The sequence below is a fragment of the Yersinia massiliensis genome (assembly GCF_003048255.1).
GTDB classification, from domain to species: Bacteria; Pseudomonadota; Gammaproteobacteria; order Enterobacterales; family Enterobacteriaceae; genus Yersinia; species Yersinia massiliensis_A.
Window position 1 is genome coordinate 3,671,091 of record NZ_CP028487.1, and the last position, 18,699, is coordinate 3,689,789.

Genomic DNA, 18,699 nt, shown 5'->3' on the forward strand with positions numbered 1-18,699 from the left:
TGGACAATGCGCGGCGGTGACACAATCTTTGTTGCCCTTAATTTTACATTCTGGGTACTTAAATCTCATTAGGTTAAAAAGGTATGGAACAAATTATTGGCTAGCACTCTTTTTTCTGATTCTTTACTAGGGGTCAAGGCGCCAATTCGTTATCATGCCGCCCTGCGTTTGATTAACTCGCGCGCTCAAGGCGCGCCCGAGCCAGGGAAAACACTATGCTGTGGTTTAAGAATTTAATGGTTTACCGTTTAAGCCGGGAAGTTTCGCTGTCTGCGGATGAAATGGAGAAACAGTTAAGCGCCCTCAGTTTCACCCCCTGCGGTAGCCAAGATATGGTCAAAACCGGTTGGGTATCACCGATGGGTTCACACAGCGATGCATTAACACATACGGTTAATGGTCAGATCGTGATTTGTGCGCGCAAAGAAGAGAAAATCCTGCCATCACCGGTGATTAAGCAAGAGCTGCAAGCCAAAATCGAACGACTGGAAGGTGAACAACACCGCAAACTGAAAAAAACTGAAAAAGACTCGCTAAAAGATGAGGTTTTGCACAGTTTACTGCCACGTGCATTCAGTCGGTTTAACCAAACCTTCTTGTGGATAGATACCGTCAATGACCTGATTATGGTCGATGCAGCCAGTGCTAAGCGAGCAGAAGATACCTTGGCATTACTGCGAAAAAGCTTAGGCTCCCTGCCCGTTGTCCCTCTGACATTAGAAAACCCGATTGAGTTAACGCTAACAGAGTGGGTACGTAGCAAAGAGTTACCTGCTGGCTTTACGCTGATGGATGAAGCTGAACTAAAAGCTATTCTGGAAGATGGCGGCGTGATCCGCTGTAAAAAACAGGATCTGTTTAGCGATGAAATCGCGGTGCATATCGAAGCTGGCAAGTTAGTGACCAAACTGGCACTGGATTGGCAGGAGCGCGTTCAGTTAGTGCTATCTGATGACGGTTCACTAAAGCGCCTGAAATTCTCTGACACTTTGCGTGAACAGAACGATGATATTGATCGAGAAGATTTTGCGCAGCGCTTCGATGCCGATTTTATTCTGATGACCAGTGAGCTGGCCGCTTTGATTAAAAATATGATTGAAGCATTGGGTGGTGAAGCTGAGCGTTAATACTGCGGCTACCTAGCAATGAAAGACTACTGCCCTTTCTGGCATGGAGAGGGCAGAAATGAAAGTTAATCTAAAAAACTAACTCAAGTATTTACACAAATACGATGATGCTTCAGCAACTTGCAGGTTAAATTCACTTTCCCCAGGGATGTAGAATGTCTCACCTGGTTTGAACACTTCCCAACCTGACGACCCAGGGATCAGCACTTTTAAGCTGCCCGTAATCACGGTCATTTCTTCAGGTTTAGCCGTACTGAAGGTGTATTCACCCTTTTCCATCACCCCAACACTCGCTGGCCCAATACTGTCACTGTCAAAACCAATAGATTTCACTTTCCCGGTAAAATACTCATTAAATTTCAGCATAGTTTTGCACCCGCATCTTAATCAGAATTGAGCTTTCATATTAGAGTCTCTCTAAACGCTCTGTCACTGAATATTATGGCGAAATGGGATCATTACCGGTTTCACTCATCTGGTTGCGGATAAAACACACGAATTGGCGCTGAATTTCTTCAGTATGCTCAAAGAATCGCGGCTATTTAGCGAATAACAAAACCACTGCATTGGGTTTTGCAGCAAAAGTGAATAGCGCTTATCAGAAAGAGAGTGTCATATCAGAGGTTTCGTAGAATGTACAACGCCAATGAGGTTTCGAAGATCACAATCAATATTGACCAAAATGCAGGCATAAAATTGGTATGTTGATGGATATACAGTTTGAGGGTTTTCATCGGCCCGCCTTGATTGGCCTTACCTAGGTGGCATTAAGCAACGCAAATGGTTTACGTTGAAATGATTACGTAGGTGATGATTGTACTCTTCGTATAATTATCAGGCAATCAGATGGCTTGCTATCGACGTAATAAAAACATACGCCTTACAAATACCTTTATAGTACAAATCTTTTCATCTCACCGATCAGGCTCAATTTCGCCGCTATTTTACTGTTTCATCAGCCAAAATCTGCAAAATACGTTCAACTACCTCGTCTGGTGATTGAGTGGCGTCAAGCACATGATGAGCGACCGATTGATAGAGTGCTTCACGGCTAGCGAGAACGTCCAGCATTTCCTCAACGATAGGTTTACCGGTTAGACTTGGCCGCTGAGCATCTTCTGGGTCTTCAGTTAGCCTTTCTGCCAGTACATTGGCCGATGCGCGCAAGTAAATCACCACACCGTGATGACGCATAAATGTACGATTGCTCGGAGTTAAAACCGCCCCGCCACCAGTAGCAACGACCGTTTTTGGCGCAGTGACAGTCTCTAATGCCATGCTTTCACGCAAACGAAAACCATCCCACCCTTCACGGGCCACGACATCGGCAACAGTCAGCTGTAAAGTCTGCTGCATAAACAGATCTGTATCAACAAATCGATACCCTAACGCCTCTGCCAACGCCTTCCCCACCGTGGTTTTACCTGCGCCACGCGCACCAACCATGAAGATAGTTTGTGTCATTACTTGAAAGTCCTTTCGTATCAACTTCTGAGAATAAATTCTCGGTATCAAAAACGGGCCATTACTCTTAACTGACTCAGTGTTAATCAGCTTAATTTGATTAACACTCAGCCATTTGCTGTAGATGCAAATCATACCGATAATTGAGAGTAGTGCAAACTTTACAGTATCGTAAATTTAATGATACAGATAATCCAATGTGATAATTTGATATTGTGCAACAATTCCAATGTATCACACCTAAACAGCTATCATTTTCACGCTAAATTTGCTCAGTGAATGACCCCATTCACTTGATAGTCTCACTAGAGAATAGAGACAACGTCGCAATGAATGGGGAAAGTTAATGATAGAACGCTAACGAGGCTGACAGATATAAACTAATGCAGGGGGGAAATTACGGACGACGCGTATTTTTTTCCACATAAAGTAGCGGGATAACAAGGGTTCAGACAGGTGGCTGTATTGAAACAGAACGAGTACCCCATTATTTGCCCGTAAACGTTGTTGAGTTTGCTGCAAGATTTTGATACTTATTTTTGTGGGTATCGAGAGCAAGGGCAAGCAACAAAATACCACATCGTAGTTCTGATCCAACAGTTCAGCCGAACGATCGGCAACTTGCAGACGTGGGTCATTTATCTGGTGCAAGGCATGCACAAAATGGGGTTGGATTTCGTAAGCTTGTAAGCGAGAGTTGACAGACATATGTGACAAAATTCGCTTTGTTAGCACGCCATCTGCCGCACCTAACTCTGCAATATTCAGATGTTGTTGCCAATCCACCTGATTCAACATCGCCTGACATAACCAAGGCGACGAAGGGGCTAACGTGCCAATGGTGCGTGGTGAGGCAATAAAACGCTGTAAATAGGAAAATTGGCTTTTAAAATTACGCCGAACAGTGTTTAACATAGCCTCTCCTCAGAGCCCAAGATATACCACAATAACACCTTATATTTCTTACGCTATCATTAAGATTACTCTAATAATTAATTATTTTGAGTCTGTGACTATAAAGACCATCAGAGAGAATATGATGAATAAAAATAAGTCAGCCCAAGGTAACAATAGTCATTCATTGTTACCTTGGGCTGACCGGCAAACGAAAATATTATTACCGTACTGACAGAATCTATTACTCGTTCCTTCATTAGGATTTATTGCGATGTATTAGCGGTAAATCTCTGCTGTAGCACTGTAATTGCTTGAATCCCCCGGATTGCTCATACCGATGATGCGATAGTGGCTAGCACCATCAGCGGTTGCTTTTGCATTTAAGGCTGACTCAACATCCATTGGCGATCCACTGACGTTTGAAAGTGAAATCACCCCGATACTTTGTAATTTTGTCGCTTGTTCCTGACTGACTTCTTGTGCTGCCATTGTAGCAAATGAAGTGGTGGCGATGAATGCAGCGACGATAACAGGTAATAGTTTCATAAACTTCTCCAACAAGCAGGTAATGGATAACGTCTTTGTAAGATTAATTATGAGCGCTCCACTGCAAGGAGACGTAATAGAGTGTAAAGAACATCAATCATTGTGAGGGGAATAAGGAGGAAATAACTTTATTTGTGTCTCTGGCGGAAATGAACGTCAATATAAGTGAAAAGAATTTAATCTTTAAATCTTCCTCATATTTATACCCAATAGATTTCAAGCGGCAGGAAGGCGGCAAGTAAGGGAATCCCGATGAGCTGACACTCGTCAGTGACTCGGGTTACCGCGCGCAGCCAACACACCTGCAACTTGAAAGATCCCTCACAAATACCCTATAGATTTCAAGCGGCAGGAAGGCGGCAAGTAAGGAAATCCCGATGAGCTGACACTCGTCAGTGATTCGGGTTACCGCGCGCAGCCAACACACCTGCAGCTTGAAAGATGACGGGTATTAGGATTGGGCAACAACCATCATAATATCACTACAAAACGAACCATCAGATTGAATCTGATAATGATTAATAACGCTATCGGATGCTGATTTTTGTAGCTCACGGATGGCTGTTGCGAAATGTTCAGGCGTGCGCATTCTGGCTATCCAGCTACTGAATTCCAAATACAATCGATCGGATGTCACTTCACTAATCAGTAACCCAGCATCGGTAAACAGTGCCAACCATTCGCCTGGTGAGTAATTTCGGACATGTGAGGTATCACGTAGCACTTCCACGGTTTGCAGATAAATATCCAGTACTGGATGACCCGGTGAAACCACATCCATAAAGATCACCCGACCACCGGGGCGCAGTACCCGCTTAACTTCACGCAACGCTTGGCCGACATCGTGCCAGTGATGGGCAGAGTAACGGCTGATGACGATATCGAAACTGTGGTCATCAAAGGGTAATGATTCCGCTAGCCCTTGTTGTACGACAATATTCGTTAAATTTTTATCTGCTGCCGCCTGACTGACCACCTGTAACATCTGCGCAGAGAGGTCATAGGAAACAACTGATTTAACGACAGCAGCAGCGGCAAAACTGGCATGTCCCGCCCCACAGCCAAGATCGAGCAAGTGAGCATCACCATGGGGTTGCAGTAACATAGCCAAGCGCTGTAAATCTTTACCCTGAGCATGAACCGCACTCGTCAGATAGGCATTAGCCTGATCACCAAACTGCCGTTCAACGGTATCTGTATGGCTATTTTGTTTTGTCATTACATCCCCACTCATGATTTAACCTGCTGATTTATTTTATCTATCTTCTTTCCTGCCACGCGCTAATCTGCTTTTTTCACACCAAATCCACTATAGTGGCAGGATTGAAACGTCACAATAGGATGGGGAAATATTATGGTCACGCTAAGAGCAATGCGTAATGAGGAACTTTGCGGCTATAGGAATTTATTTATTACCGAGTATGCGCAAGATTTATCATCTAATAGCGATTATAGCGCTGAGCAAGCATTAGCTTATGCGACACATAGCTTTGATAGCTACTTACCGAACGGCGTTAATAGTCCAAACGATCACCTTTTTTGTATCGAAAATAACGGCAATCTTGGCGATGAAAATCAGTTGGTCGGTTATTTATGGTATGGATTGGGGAAAGAGGATAGCGCTGCCTTTATTAAGGATTTTTATGTGCTGCCACAATACCAGCGTAAGGGTTATGGCTCTGCCAGTTTGGAGGCGCTCGAAAAACGGTTGATCGACCAGGGGGTATTCGAGATAAAACTGCGGGTCGCCGCTGATAATCCGCACGCAAAAAGATTGTATGAGCAAATGGCGTTTGTCGTCACTGGGTTTAATATGTCTAAATCGCTGAAATAAAAAGATAGGCTATAACAACATTGGAGACAATAACAAAAATGGAGGCAATAACTTAGGCGCGCTTGCAGGGCTGCAAACGAAAAGCTCACACTGATAATCGGATGAACAGTGCATCAGGCATAAATACCTGCTGTTCTTCTGATCAATCAGTAAAAGGTCGGTTTTCTCTATACTGTTTTATCTTCACCCAACTGTTGTAACTGATTTCTATACGATTTTACTTTTTGGCGTTTCTTCATCCAAGTTGAGAATGACACAATAAAAATACCGCCAGCCAGCGTTAACACACCCAATTCGTGCTGATAAAACAGCATAATAACAAAATAGACCGCTGAAATGATGGCGACCCATTTAGCCGAATGACCAATCGAACTTTTCTCATCAGTCAAACGGCGGATACTCTCTTCTTCGCTAATCCCCATGCTTATTCCTCCTTGTTGACCAGCTTATAATATTGGGCCAGTAGCATGATAATTCAACACATTTCTGAGATTTTATTTGATAAAGTCGAGATAGCGCCGATTGACTATCTCGACTGAGTTAATAATCATGACAAAATAATAATTAGTTCATATTCGCCACCATCTAATGCCACATGTAATCCATCAGAATAGCTGGATACCACGACACCATTCAGTGTCGCAGAGTGAATTCCCTGACAACGCTGGCTTGGACTTTCGACACGGATGATATAACGCGTATCCGCTAAATTAATCGTCGCTTCAAATCCCTGCCAGCTGGCTGGAATACAAGGATTAATGACTAATTCCTCCCCTTGACGCCGAATGCCGAGAAGGCCTTCAATACCCGCGCGATACATCCACCCCGCCGAACCGGTATACCAAGTCCAGCCGCCACGCCCTACATGGGGTTCGACTGAATAAACATCGGCAGCCACCACATAAGGTTCAACTTTGTAACGCGCAATCGCCTTAGGACTATTACCATGATTAATGGGATTCAGTAAGGCAAACAGATCATGGGCTTTATCACCCTCACCTAATTCAGCAAAGGCCAAAATCACCCACATCGCGGCGTGACTATATTGTCCGCCATTTTCTCGTAAGCCCGGTGGATAACCTTTAATGTAGCCGGGATCATCGGCGGTATGGTCAAAGGGTGGAGTGAACAGTAATGCCATGCCATCATCGCGGCGAATGAGATGTTGCTCCAATGAAACCATGGCCTGTTTTGCTCGACTCGGATCAGCGGCTTTTGACAGCACAGCCCATGACTGCGCAATAGAGTCAATGCGGCACTCTTGGCTCGTTTTAGACCCCAGCCAACTGCCGTTGTCAAAGGTTGCCCGCCGATACCAATCGCCATCCCATGCTTCCTGCTCTATTGCAGCAATTAACCCCGTGAGGTGACTCTGCCACCGTTCGGCCCGTTTGGGATCACGGACTTTCGCCAACGGAATAAACATTTTCAGCGTCGCCGCCAGCAGCCATCCCAGCCAAACACTCTCTCCTTTCCCCCCTTCCCCCACTCGGTTCATCCCATCATTCCAGTCGCCAGTTCCCATTAGCGGCAAGCCCAGCTCACCGGTCAATTCGATGCACTGATCCAATCCTTTGGCGCAGTGTTCAAAGAGTGAGGCCGTTTCCTGCGCAACTATTGGCTGGAAGAATGCATCGTGCTCGCCAGGGTGCAAGGTTGGCCCTTCGAGGAAAGGCACGATTTCATCCAGCACACTGGCATCACCACTGGTGAGGATATAGGTCGCAGTCGCGAATGAGAGCCAAACCCGATCATCAGAGATGCGAGTACGTACCCCCTGCCCTGAGTGAGGCAACCACCAGTGCTGCACGTCGCCTTCAATAAATTGTCGTCCGGCTGCGCGTAATAGGTGGTGACGGGTGGTATCGGGCATGGCAAAGGTGAGCGCCATGCCATCTTGCAATTGATCACGGAAACCATAAGCGCCACTGGCTTGATAGAAAGCCGAACGCGCCCATACGCGACATGCCAGCGTCTGATAAAGCAGCCAACCGTTGAGCATGATGTCCATTTGTCTATCTGGCGTTTTCACCTGAACGGTCTCAAGCAAGGTTCGCCAGTAATCAATGACTTCACTGAGTACAGCATCCAAATCTGCCGCGCGGTAACGTGTGATTAGCGCCTGAGCTTTACTGACGCTCGCACATTGGCCGATAAACCAAACCACTTCAATCTGCTCGCCAGCGGCTAGCTCAATCGTCTGCTGTAGCGCACTACAGGGATCCACGCCCGCACCGGTCGAGCCTGACAGCGGAATACCCGCCACCAGTGCGGTTGGCTCGGATGAGTTGCCATAATAGCCAAGAAACTCGCTACGATTGGCAGTCCAACACTGTTGTCGGCCATTGAGGTCAGCAAAAGAGATTCTGCCAGGAAATGCCATACTCCACGGATTGCGAGCCAGCATAGCACCGGTTAACTCATCCATTTCAGTGATAATAAATGGCCCAGTAGCGCCGCGGGAGGTAGCTAGCACCCATTCCGCATAGGCGGTCACCGAAATACGGCGTGGTTTATCTGACTTATTGTGCAACGTCAGTCGAGATATTTTGATGGGATCAGCCAGTGGGACATATTGCAGCAACGTCATGCCAATGGCGTTAACCTGATGTTCAAACCGACTGTAACCATGGCCGTGGCGGGCAATATAAGTGCCGCCGTCACGAATTGGCTGCGCTGTCGGACTGAAGAGTTGTCCCGAATCCTCATCACGCAGATAAAAACATTCGCCCGAAGGATCAATGACCGGGTCGTTCAGCCACGGTGTTATTTGGTTTTCTCGGCTATTTTCAGCCCACGTATAGCCGCTGCCGGTGGCCGAAACCTGAAATCCAAAAGTCTGATTGGCAATCACATTTATCCAAGGCGCGGGCGTATTTTCCCCGTCATTTAGGCAGGTAATATATTCCCGCCCCTGTTGGCCAAACCCGCCTAGCCCATTGAAAAACTCTAGATTAGCCGGTGGTGGTAATCGCGTTGCCGTCACTAAGTCTGTCGTTTTAGCATGAGAAAACTCGGTTTTCATCTCCAGTTTTAATCGTTTTTTACCCGCTGGCGCGCCAATTTTATCTGATGCAAATAACAGATGATTAAGCTGATTACCCAGCGTTCCGGCTCGAGCAGAGAGCACTACTCGGGCAATCGAACGCAGTAACGCACGGGTTTCAGCGCTCATGAGATCGGCGCGTAAGGCATATACCGAGCCTTGCCGAAGTTCATCACCTAAGCGAGGCCGCGACTGGCTGCTGCGCACCGCTGTTTCGATAGCAATTTGCAAATCTTGCACATAAGAAGACGCCCGCTCGTTGATGATAACCAGATCAACTGCCAGACGTTTTATGCGCCAGTATTCATGGGCGCGCAGTAATTGCCGTACCTGTGCAATGTCTTCACTATCATCAATGCGCAATAAAACGATGGGCAGATCGCCCGATATCGACTGCGCCCATAACGCTGACTGCATCCCTGCACCTTGCATAATCGTGGCTGAAGGTGAACGGAAGCGGGCGTCTGCATACAAAATAGGTGCCGCAAGTTGCTGAAAATCAGTCGCCTCTTCCGCTTTAATATCGAGATGGCGTAACTGTACCTGCGCCTGTGTCCAAGCCAGTGTTTTAGCGCGGTCATAAGCACTGCGGTCGCGATGCTTATCCACCATATCCAGCAGATCTTCTCTTGAGGAGGCAATCAACGTCCAAAATGAAACCGTCACGGTTTTACCCGCAGGAACCAGTAGGCTATGGCGTAATGAAAATATCGGGTCAAGCACGGTTCCGACGGTATTTGATAACGGCACATCCATTTGCAATGCCGCAGAAGTGGCAACACGATGACCACGACCAATAAATTTGGCGCGATCAGACTCATATTGCAGTTCACGTACCGGCAAACCATCCGCGACCGAGAAATGCGCGGCCCAGACTTGAGGTTCTTGCGCCGTTCGAGGCCGACGTGTGGCAATTAATGCCCCCAATGCGGGGAGAAATTCAGTCACCACAAACATCTTGGCGAAGGCGGGATGAGCATTATCTGCGGCGGCGCCAGTGAGTACCACTTCGGCATAGGATGTCAGCTCAATCTCTCGTGAACGGCGGCCAGTATTGAGCAATGAGACTCGCCGCACCTCGCCATCGTCTTCACTGGAAATCAGCACATTCATCGTGCTGGTCAACGTGCCGTCACGGCAGATAAACTCCGCATGGTCCTCGGCGAAAATCACTTCACGCTGGGCTTTATCGCTGGCGGCTAATTGCGATCCAGCCGACCAAGTGCGACCACTGCGTAAATCGCGTAGGAAAATAAATGCGCCGTCACTATCACAAGTGGCATCTTCCCGCCAGCGGGTGACGGCTACATCTAGCCAACGGCTGTAACCCGCACCCGCGGTCGTTAGCATAACCGCATAGCGGCCATTGGATAATAGGTGGGTGATGGCTGAACCAATCACCGGTGACGTGAAGCGACGTGTCGGTGGCAAAGCATAATCTGCGGTCGCAGAAAGCCGCACTTCTTCGGTACGCGGATACGCAATGGCCACATTGCGAGGCATCCGTTCCTGTAGCAGCAATTCGCAGGCTTGGATCATCGGTTCATGATGGAAGCGGTTACGCATCACCCCCTGCTGTAGGGTATTGGCGATAGCCACAATGCTCATGCCCTGATGGTGCGCCATGTAGTTTCGAACAATCACCACTTGTTGGTTTTCAGGTAACCGAGAGCGAGTGAAGTCTAGCGCCTCATAAAAGCCATAACGCCCCAACGCCCCCATATCCGCTAAGCGTTCATAATTTTGCATCGCGCCATGGGGATCGACCATGGTGGCTAAACCCGTCGCATAAGGCGCGATAACGGTATTTTCTGATAAGCCTCGTTTTAACCCTAATCCTGGCACGCCGAAATTAGAGTATTGATAGGTAAACTCGATGTCTCGTGCACTGTATGCCGACTCCGATATTCCCCATGGAATACCCAAACTACGCCCATAAGCTTGTTGGCGCTCAACCACGAGTTGATTGGTTTGTTCCAGTAAACTCCCCGCAGGCGCACGCATAACCAGAGAGGGCATCAGGTATTCAAACATTGAACCGGACCAAGAAATCAGCGCCGCTCCTTTGCCAATAGGGGTAGCTGCTCGCCCAAGACGGAACCAATGGCGGGTCGGGATATCACCTTTGGCGATTGCGAACAAACTGGTCAGGCGGGCTTCTGATGCTAACAAATCATAGCAACTCGGATCCAAGCTGTTATCCACCAGCGAATAACCGATTGAGAGTAATTTACGTTCGGGGTCGAGTAAGAAGGCAAAGTCCATTGCCAACGCCATGCTGCGGGCCTCATCGGCCAATTTCAGCAATCGAGCATAGACTTCATCCTGCCGTTCTTGCGTCAATTGCTGGTCGTACTCATGTTCCGCAGCTGCCAAAATGAGAGCTTCAATCCAATAACTCAAATCAATAAAAGCGTTATCATCAATTGGACGTGCAACGCCGTGCACCATCGCCGAGGCTTTCGTAAGAAGCGGCTTCAACGTTGATGGTAGCATCTCCGTTTCGCCCACACTTTTAAGATCCATCCTGATTTGGCCCAACACGGCCCAGAGTTGGCGCTTAAAGTCCTTATCCCCTGGTGGTAGCTGCCTAAAAGCGGCCTCAGCCAACAACAAGCTATCCATTAACCCTTTAGCCCCATTGGTTGCCAACGGCTCTTTCGCCCACTCTTCACAGGTATTGGCGAGCGCAATCAAGTGCCCCGCCAAATTGCCGCTATCAACCGAAGAGACATAGGCCGGCTCCAGCGTTCGTAGATCCTGCGTCCCATACCAGTTGAAGAAGTGCCCTTTGAAACGCGCCAACTTATTCATGCTCTCAAAGGTGGTTTCCAGCCGGACTAATGTGCGATAAGTTCCGGCCCAGCCAAAATCACGGGCAACAGCGGTCGAGAGTAGATAGAGGCCTAAATTGGTCGGTGAAGTTCGATGAGCGACGACGGGCTTAGGGTCTTCCTGAAAATTGTCAGGCGGCAACATATTCTCGTCTGACGTGACAAAAGTTTCGAAGAATCGCCAAGTGCGTCGCGCCGTCAGGCGCAATGCGGGAATATCCTCAGCTGTCATTGGATGATACAGCGCGACCTGATGAGACCGGCTCACCCACAGAGCAATGGCAGGGGCAAATAGCCAGATAAGCGCAAAAGGATAGATTAGCGGCCAAGCAGACGGGGACACAGTCAGAGCAGTGATCGCCATCAGCAAACCCAATAGCGTTCCCTCCATCATATGGCGATAAAAACCCAGTAGATCGGGGCTGGGTTTGCCTGCCGATTGGGCTGCGGTGGTCCATTCCAATAAATGGCGACGAGTACGAAGTAACCGAATCAATGTACGGCCAATGGCATCGACCATCTGCCACGCGCTATTGGCTAAAAAGACCAGTACTAGTAACGTCTGGCTACTGGCCCGCTTAATGTCATTGAATAACGAGCGGAAATGGTTACTGAGCCGAACATTCTGCGCAGGCCATAAAGAGAATAAAATCGGTAAGAAAATAGGTAATGCGGTGAGCAGGATAACCAGCAGTAAACCGATCCATGATGCTGGCATGGGCAGTATCCAACTGACGCCCAACAGTAGCAACGCAAAAGGCGCGACCAATGAGCGCCGCAAATTATCGAGCATTTTCCAACGGCCCAAGAGTGGTAGGCCTTTACTGTCTTGACGACTCTTGAGTAACCAAGGCAGTAATTGCCAGTCGCCTCGCGTCCAACGATGTTGTCTCTTGGTCGCCACGTCGTAACGTGCCGGTGAGTCCTCTACCACTTCAATGTCTGAGGCTAATCCCGCACGGGCAAAAATACCTTCAAACAAATCATGGCTGAGTAAGGTATTTTCAGGCACTCTGCCCGCCATTGCCGCCTCAAATGCATCCACATCATAAATACCTTTTCCGGTATAAGAGCCCTCCCCAAATATATCTTGATAAACATCGGATACCGCCGCGGCATAGGGGTCGATCCCCCCCGGCCCAGAAAATATCCGCTGATACAAAGAGCCCCCTTTTCCCGTCGGCAATGCCAATGTCACTCGCGGCTGAAGAATACCGTAACCATCAATGACGCGCTGCTGATCGGCACTGAAGCGGGGCTGATTTAAGGGATGTGCCATTTTGCCGATCAACCGTAGCACTGCATCTCGTGGGAGACGGGTATCGGCATCCAATGTAATCACATAGCGAACATTCGCTGGCACCTGCGGCTCACCGGCTGCAGTCGCGATGAATGAAGTATCCGTTGCCCCCCGTAACAGACGATTGAGTTCATGCAATTTGCCTCGTTTACGTTCCCACCCCATCCAACAGCCTTCACTGTCATTAAACAGTCGTTGGCGATACAACAGTAGGAAGCGAGGACCAGAAGGGGCTGGGCCATATTGCTGATTCAGCCGCGTAATCGCCTCATTCGCTAAGGCCAGTAGCGGGCCATCACTGGGCAAAACTTGTTGATCAGCATCGACACCATCCAACAATAGAGCAAAGGTCAGTGAACCGTTTGTACCAGAGAGATAATGGACTTCGAGTTGCTCTATTTGCGCTAGAAGATCTTCTTGGCCAGTGAGTAACGTCGGCACCACCACCAAAGTACTCAGCGCATCAGGGACGCCTTTGCTCAGTGAGAGTCCCGGTAAAATCGTGGCCCCAAAGGTCCATGTGATGACCCGATTGACGAGCGCTGTCGCCACTTCCGTCAAAGGAATAAAAGCGATTAAAGCAAAAAGCACCAATCCGCCCGTTGCCAGACTGGGGAAGGAAAGCGCCCAAAGTGCCAATGTCAATAATACGGTTGTAGTCAGTAAGATGGCCCCTACGTAACCGTCGACACCGAGGCGGATACTTAAGCGGCTGAACCATAGACGCATTGAGGGACTAAATCTGAGGTGATTCTCCAATGCATGCCGTCCGGCACCGATTAAATGGTAACCAGGATCACTGCGGCGCTCGATATCATCCTCTCGATCTGTGGCTTCAGCGGCATCCTGTGCGGCTTGCAAGGCGAGATTCGCAATCTCCAGTTCGGTGAAACTAGACCCTCTGCATAACTGCTCGATGGCACTGCGGTACAGATTACGGGTTTGAAAATCCATGCTGGCAAAGTGACTCCCTTGCCGCAAGCACGCATCCACCAAGCTAACGCGTTCAAACAGATCCGCCCAATCGATATCCGAGATCAACCGCATACTGGTGATCACATTACGCACTGAGACGTTAGATGTCCCCTGCCGTAATTGCGTATGCTGTACGACTTCACTTACCGATAACCCTTGTAATTTCAATCGTTCTTCTAGCCATCCCAACGCTGGCGTGGTACGCGGATCTTGATCCCGTAATCGTTTCGCTAGCTGAGAGGCGAACTGTTCGGACAGCGGCTCGCTGGAGCGTGCGGCAATATCGGATTCCAGCGCGAATCGACTTCCCCCTTCAGCCAATAATCGATTCGCAAATGCTTCAGCCTCTGCACGGGCTTGACGCCCTTGTGTTATTTGATCGGCCAAACGGCGTAAGTTTTCTATCAGCACGATACGCAATGTAATCGCAACCGCCCAGAGTTCACCGATAGTTAATGGCTGCACACGCTGATATGCCATGATAAAGCGGCACAAAACCTCTGGGTCAAGATGGCTATCAGTGTGCGCAACAAATGCCCAAGTTATGCCAAAAACCCGTGGATAGCCCGCAAATGGCCCCTCAGCCAGTTTGGGCAACTGACGATAATAGCCCGGCGGTAAGTCATCACGGATTTCACGGATTTGCTCTTCAACCAAGTGATAATTGTCTAGCAACCACTCAGCGGCGGGTACAACAGTGCGGCCCTTTTCCAGTTCTGCCGCGTTGGCACGATATGCTTCCAACAAGGTGTTAGCATTATCGTTTAGGCGAGCACGCAGCGTGGATACCTTGGGGGGCTGAGAGGTTATCGATTGAGCTTTGGCAAGGCTTTCAGCATGTTGCTCCAGTCGCTCTACACTGAATAATTCTTCTCTTACCGGTGCCGTGTCACGCCAAGGTGTGATGGCGGTACGTCGTGCAAAAATAGCCTTTAAGAATTGTTTCATAGATACCTTTCTGATCAGGTAAGCGCCTTGAGCTGTACTAGACGCGAGACATTGAGCAGGAAACGCCGTGACAGGCAGAATGCTGTCAAAGATGCTGAGTGAAGGTGGCAAGCAAAAGTCTGATACGCCGAAGCGCTCAGTCACAAAAAGAGGCAAGTAAAGGCTGAAAACACGCGATAAGCGTACTACAGCAAAAAAACCGAACAGTATTAACTGTAGTTCAATCAGGAAATATTGGAGTAGAGAATGAAAGGTGTAAAAAAATCAATTCGTTAACAAACCAAGCGAAGGGAAATTAACTACCTGCAGCCTATACGTAGACCGCAGGCCATTTCGCCGTAAACTCAAAAACTAAATCCCCTCCTGAAATTTTCGCGCCTTGGCGGTTTGCTGTTTTTCTAACTCAAAAATAGCGCGTTGCAGCCCTTTTTCTTGAATAGGGCTTAAGCGAGGGAATTTAAAACTGAGGCGCTGCATGGTCAGCGTTTCACCTTTGTTATTGACGACTTGCTTATCAATGGAGCGAATAAATTGCAGGTCCAATTTAAAAAGGCCAAAACCACATAAATCAACCGAAACATCCCGCAAAACACCACATCCTTGCAGGGGGAATTCACTGCCTTTCAGAGCGTATAATCCCATTCCTCCCAAAGAAATATCCGCGAGTGTATAGGAGAATTTACTGCCATCAGAGAATTTCCCAGTGCAATAGTAGGCAGGCCATTGAGGGATATTAATGCGAAAATATTCACGTCGTTGGATAAAGTAAAGTTGTTCAGGTAGGGGCGAGCTATAAGCAGGCAATGACAAATAGTGTATTTCTTGCAATTTATGACAGGCGAATTCAATTTTGGCACCCGTAGGTTCCGCGATGATAGTGATTTGGTTCGCGGCAAGCGCGAGAGTGTTCTCATGTTCTACGCTGCCAAAATCAAAAATAAACTGATTCGTCTCGGGCATAACATCTAAAATGCGGCTAATAAACTGCCCGCGAGCATGCGTCACCATGACGGCGGTATCATTCTTCTGTAGATCTCGAAGAATTGCACAGATCGCTAATTTATTCGTTTTGACAAAGTTTTCTTTAGACGTTTCGCTCACCTGCCATTCCCCATCTTTAATGTTTCGCTCTGGCTCACCAGATAATTTGAAGCCTACAAGTATCAGAAGGGTTATCGGCAGAAAATAGATTAACTTTAATGATGATTTGTTGATTTCTTTGCGGGGAGGAGGATGAGGTAAAAATAAAGCGACATTGGCGCAGGCCGAATATCGCTTTTATGTTCGACATACCGCAATTTGCGGTAATCAGCTACGGACTAAATCATCACCGTAACCAATCCACTTGTAGGTGGTTAATGCATCTAGCCCCATCGGGCCACGTGCATGGAGTTTTTGGGTGCTGACCGCCACCTCAGCGCCTAAACCAAACTGCCCCCCATCGGTGAATCGTGTGCTAGCGTTGACGTACACGGCAGATGAATCCACTGCACGGACAAAATGTTCGGCGCTACTGAGTGAGCGAGTTAAAATCGCATCTGAGTGACTGGTGCCATGCTCACGAATGTGTGCAATAGCGCTATCAATATCAGTCACGATATCCACATTCAGATCCAGTGATAGCCATTCATCATCGTAATCAACGGCCTCTACAGCGACAAGATTAGCCTTACCTTCTGCGAGATAGGGCATGGCTTGTGGGCTGGCATGGAGTGTGACACCAAAAGCATGCATTCTGTCACTCAATACGGGCAGAAATTCTTTGGCGATAGCCTGATGAACCAGCAGTGTCTCCAACGAGTTACAGGCGCTTGGACGCTGAACTTTTGCGTTTTCAATGACTAATAATGCTTTCTCAAAATCGGCACTTTCATCGACAAAAGTATGACAGACACCAATACCGCCAGTAATCACTGGAATGGTGGATTGTTCACGGCACAGCTTATGTAACCCAGCCCCCCCGCGTGGAATCAACATATCGACATAGCGATCCATCCGCAGCAATTCATTGACCAATTCACGATCTGGACTTTCAATCGCCTGTACAGCGGCGGCAGGTAGACCGCATTGTTCCAAGGCTTGTTGAATCACTTTTACCGTTGCCTGATTGGTGTGATGTGTCTCTTTGCCACCACGCAGAATGACCGCATTACCCGTCTTCAGGCATAAACTCGCCACATCAATGGTGACATTAGGGCGGGCTTCATAAATCACGCCAATCACACCTAGCGGGACACGGCGGCGTTCTAATTTCAAACCGCTGTCGAGCAAACTCCCGTCAATCACTCGGCCCACGGGGTCATTGAGGCGGCATACCTGACGCACATCATTTGCAATAGCCACTAAACGGGCGGGGGATAATAACAGCCGGTCTAACAATGCCTCACTCATACCACTGTTGCGGGCGGCGATCATGTCTTGTTCATTGGCCTGCAAAATGGTTTGGCTTTCAGATTCTAGCAGGTTAGCCATCACCGCAAGCGCCTGATTCTTCTCTGCTGTGCTCAGCATCGCTAATTGCCAAGAAGCCTGTTTGGCGGCTTTCCCCATCTGTTCCAGCATGCTCATGCTTGCTCCTTAACTGACAATCATATCGTCACGGTGAACAGCCACTGGGCCGTATTCATATCCGAGAATATCGCTAATTTGTTGTGAGTGGTGGCCCGCTAACATGCGCAAGGCGTCACTGTTATAACGCGAGACACCGTGAGCTAAATCTCGCCCACTAAGATTGAGGATACGAATGACTTCGCCGCGAGAGAAATCCCCTTTGACGCTACGGATCCCTTTTGGCAGCAGTGAACTCCCCCGCTCCATAATCGCCGCGACAGCACCATCATCAACGGTGATTTCACCCGCAGGTGGCGCACCAAAAATCCAGCGCTTACGATTTTCCAGCGGTGTTTCCAACGCATGAAAACGTGTCCCGACGGGGGTGCCATCTATCACATCAGCAATGACACCAGCTTGGCTACCCGCTGCAATCACCACATCGATGCCCGCACGGCATGCGACATCAGCGGCTTGCAGTTTGGTCGCCATACCGCCAGTGCCAAGACCCGAGACACTGTCGCCCGCAATTTCACGCAGTGCATCATCAATCCCATGTATTTCGCGAATGAGTTCAGCTTCTGGATTATTACGGGGGTCTGCAGTGTATAAACCGGCTTGGTCCGTCAGTAACAACAGCTTATCTGCACCCGCGAGGATCGCCGCCAGCGCAGAGAGATTATCGTTATCGCCCACTTTTATTTCAGCGGTCGCGACCGCATCGTTCTCATTGATTACCGGTACGATGCGGTTATCCAATAAAGCATTCATGGTGTCGCGTGCGTTCAAAAAACGCTCACGATCTTCTAAATCAGCACGGGTCAGCAGCATCTGGCCCACATGGATGCCATAGATGGAAAATAGTTGTTCCCAGAGCTGAATCAACCGGCTCTGCCCGACGGCGGCTAATAGTTGCTTTGACGCGATGGTGGCGGGCAACTCTGGGTAACCCAAGTGTTCACGCCCAGCAGCAATCGCCCCTGAGGTGACAATAACGATACGATGACCTTTTGCGTGTTGCTGGGCACATTGACGCACCAATTCAACAATATGGGCACGGTTAAGACGGCGGGAACCGCCTGTCAGCACACTCGTCCCCAATTTCACAACCAATGTCTGGCTGCCACTCATAATTTTTCTGCCGTTGGGATAAATAAAAGAAACAATATATACCTAAA

At 48.5% G+C, this 18,699-nt stretch carries 12 protein-coding genes; 2 read left to right on the plus strand and 10 right to left on the minus strand.

Annotated elements, in window-relative coordinates:
- Positions 1-215 precede the first annotated feature (215 nt).
- Positions 216-1,127: a recombination-associated protein RdgC gene (gene rdgC / locus DA391_RS17160; RefSeq protein WP_050874464.1), complete on the plus strand. Its 912-nt coding sequence runs from the start codon at positions 216-218 to the stop codon at positions 1,125-1,127.
- A gap of 78 nt (positions 1,128-1,205) precedes the next feature.
- Here the strand turns inward: rdgC and ppnP are convergent, their stop codons facing one another.
- The 5 genes from ppnP to DA391_RS17185 all read right to left on the minus strand — a co-directional run bounded on the left by ppnP (position 1,206) and on the right by DA391_RS17185 (position 5,253).
- Complete coding sequence (gene ppnP / locus DA391_RS17165; protein ID WP_004873495.1) at positions 1,206-1,493, minus strand: pyrimidine/purine nucleoside phosphorylase; 288 nt, start codon at positions 1,491-1,493, stop codon at positions 1,206-1,208.
- A 573-nt stretch (positions 1,494-2,066) separates the two neighbouring features.
- On the minus strand, positions 2,067-2,591 hold the full coding sequence (gene aroL / locus DA391_RS17170) for a shikimate kinase AroL (protein WP_050083521.1): 525 nt from the start codon (positions 2,589-2,591) through the stop codon (positions 2,067-2,069).
- 357 nt (positions 2,592-2,948) lie between these two features.
- A complete protein-coding gene (locus DA391_RS17175; protein WP_050083520.1) occupies positions 2,949-3,506 on the minus strand; it encodes a class I SAM-dependent methyltransferase in 558 nt (185 codons plus the stop codon).
- A gap of 258 nt (positions 3,507-3,764) precedes the next feature.
- Positions 3,765-4,034 (minus strand): YdgH/BhsA/McbA-like domain containing protein, encoded by a 270-nt coding sequence (locus DA391_RS17180; protein ID WP_019212948.1) that lies wholly within the window; start codon positions 4,032-4,034, stop codon positions 3,765-3,767.
- A 451-nt stretch (positions 4,035-4,485) separates the two neighbouring features.
- The gene (locus DA391_RS17185; RefSeq protein WP_108088298.1) at positions 4,486-5,253 is read right to left on the minus strand and encodes a class I SAM-dependent methyltransferase; all 768 of its coding nucleotides are present in this window, start codon (positions 5,251-5,253) and stop codon (positions 4,486-4,488) included.
- Positions 5,254-5,388: 135 nt separating this feature from the next.
- Between DA391_RS17185 and DA391_RS17190 the strand changes: the two genes are divergently transcribed.
- The gene (locus DA391_RS17190; protein ID WP_057645207.1) at positions 5,389-5,868 is read left to right on the plus strand and encodes a GNAT family N-acetyltransferase; all 480 of its coding nucleotides are present in this window, start codon (positions 5,389-5,391) and stop codon (positions 5,866-5,868) included.
- 167 nt (positions 5,869-6,035) lie between these two features.
- Here DA391_RS17190 and DA391_RS17195 read toward each other — a convergent pair whose 3' ends face one another.
- From DA391_RS17195 to proB, 5 genes are all read right to left on the minus strand, one after another.
- Positions 6,036-6,290, minus strand: coding sequence for a hypothetical protein (locus tag DA391_RS17195; RefSeq protein WP_050083518.1), 255 nt, complete (start codon positions 6,288-6,290; stop codon positions 6,036-6,038).
- Positions 6,291-6,415: 125 nt separating this feature from the next.
- On the minus strand, positions 6,416-14,971 hold the full coding sequence (locus DA391_RS17200) for a GH36-type glycosyl hydrolase domain-containing protein (RefSeq protein WP_108088018.1): 8,556 nt from the start codon (positions 14,969-14,971) through the stop codon (positions 6,416-6,418).
- Positions 14,972-15,322: 351 nt separating this feature from the next.
- The gene (locus DA391_RS17205; protein ID WP_050083516.1) at positions 15,323-16,072 is read right to left on the minus strand and encodes a flagellar brake protein; all 750 of its coding nucleotides are present in this window, start codon (positions 16,070-16,072) and stop codon (positions 15,323-15,325) included.
- Between the two features lie 207 nt (positions 16,073-16,279).
- Entirely contained in the window at positions 16,280-17,533 is a 1,254-nt protein-coding gene (gene proA / locus DA391_RS17210) for a glutamate-5-semialdehyde dehydrogenase (RefSeq protein ID WP_057651115.1), read from the minus strand.
- A gap of 15 nt (positions 17,534-17,548) precedes the next feature.
- Positions 17,549-18,652 (minus strand): glutamate 5-kinase, encoded by a 1,104-nt coding sequence (gene proB, locus DA391_RS17215; RefSeq protein WP_019212955.1) that lies wholly within the window; start codon positions 18,650-18,652, stop codon positions 17,549-17,551.
- Between the last annotated feature and the right edge of the window lie 47 nt (positions 18,653-18,699).

Excerpts from the sequence above, each read along its gene's own strand:
- rdgC (WP_050874464.1), top strand. The coding sequence starts at position 216 with ATGCTGTGGTTTAAGAATTTAATGGTTTACCGTTTAAGCCGGGAAGTT.
- DA391_RS17200 (WP_108088018.1), bottom strand. The coding sequence starts at position 14,971 with ATGAAACAATTCTTAAAGGCTATTTTTGCACGACGTACCGCCATCACA.
- DA391_RS17175 (WP_050083520.1), bottom strand. The coding sequence starts at position 3,506 with ATGTTAAACACTGTTCGGCGTAATTTTAAAAGCCAATTTTCCTATTTA.
- aroL (WP_050083521.1), bottom strand. The coding sequence starts at position 2,591 with ATGACACAAACTATCTTCATGGTTGGTGCGCGTGGCGCAGGTAAAACC.
- proB (WP_019212955.1), bottom strand. The coding sequence starts at position 18,652 with ATGAGTGGCAGCCAGACATTGGTTGTGAAATTGGGGACGAGTGTGCTG.
- DA391_RS17195 (WP_050083518.1), bottom strand. The coding sequence starts at position 6,290 with ATGGGGATTAGCGAAGAAGAGAGTATCCGCCGTTTGACTGATGAGAAA.
- DA391_RS17180 (WP_019212948.1), bottom strand. The coding sequence starts at position 4,034 with ATGAAACTATTACCTGTTATCGTCGCTGCATTCATCGCCACCACTTCA.
- DA391_RS17190 (WP_057645207.1), top strand. The coding sequence starts at position 5,389 with ATGGTCACGCTAAGAGCAATGCGTAATGAGGAACTTTGCGGCTATAGG.
- ppnP (WP_004873495.1), bottom strand. The coding sequence starts at position 1,493 with ATGCTGAAATTTAATGAGTATTTTACCGGGAAAGTGAAATCTATTGGT.
- DA391_RS17185 (WP_108088298.1), bottom strand. The coding sequence starts at position 5,253 with ATGACAAAACAAAATAGCCATACAGATACCGTTGAACGGCAGTTTGGT.
- proA (WP_057651115.1), bottom strand. The coding sequence starts at position 17,533 with ATGCTGGAACAGATGGGGAAAGCCGCCAAACAGGCTTCTTGGCAATTA.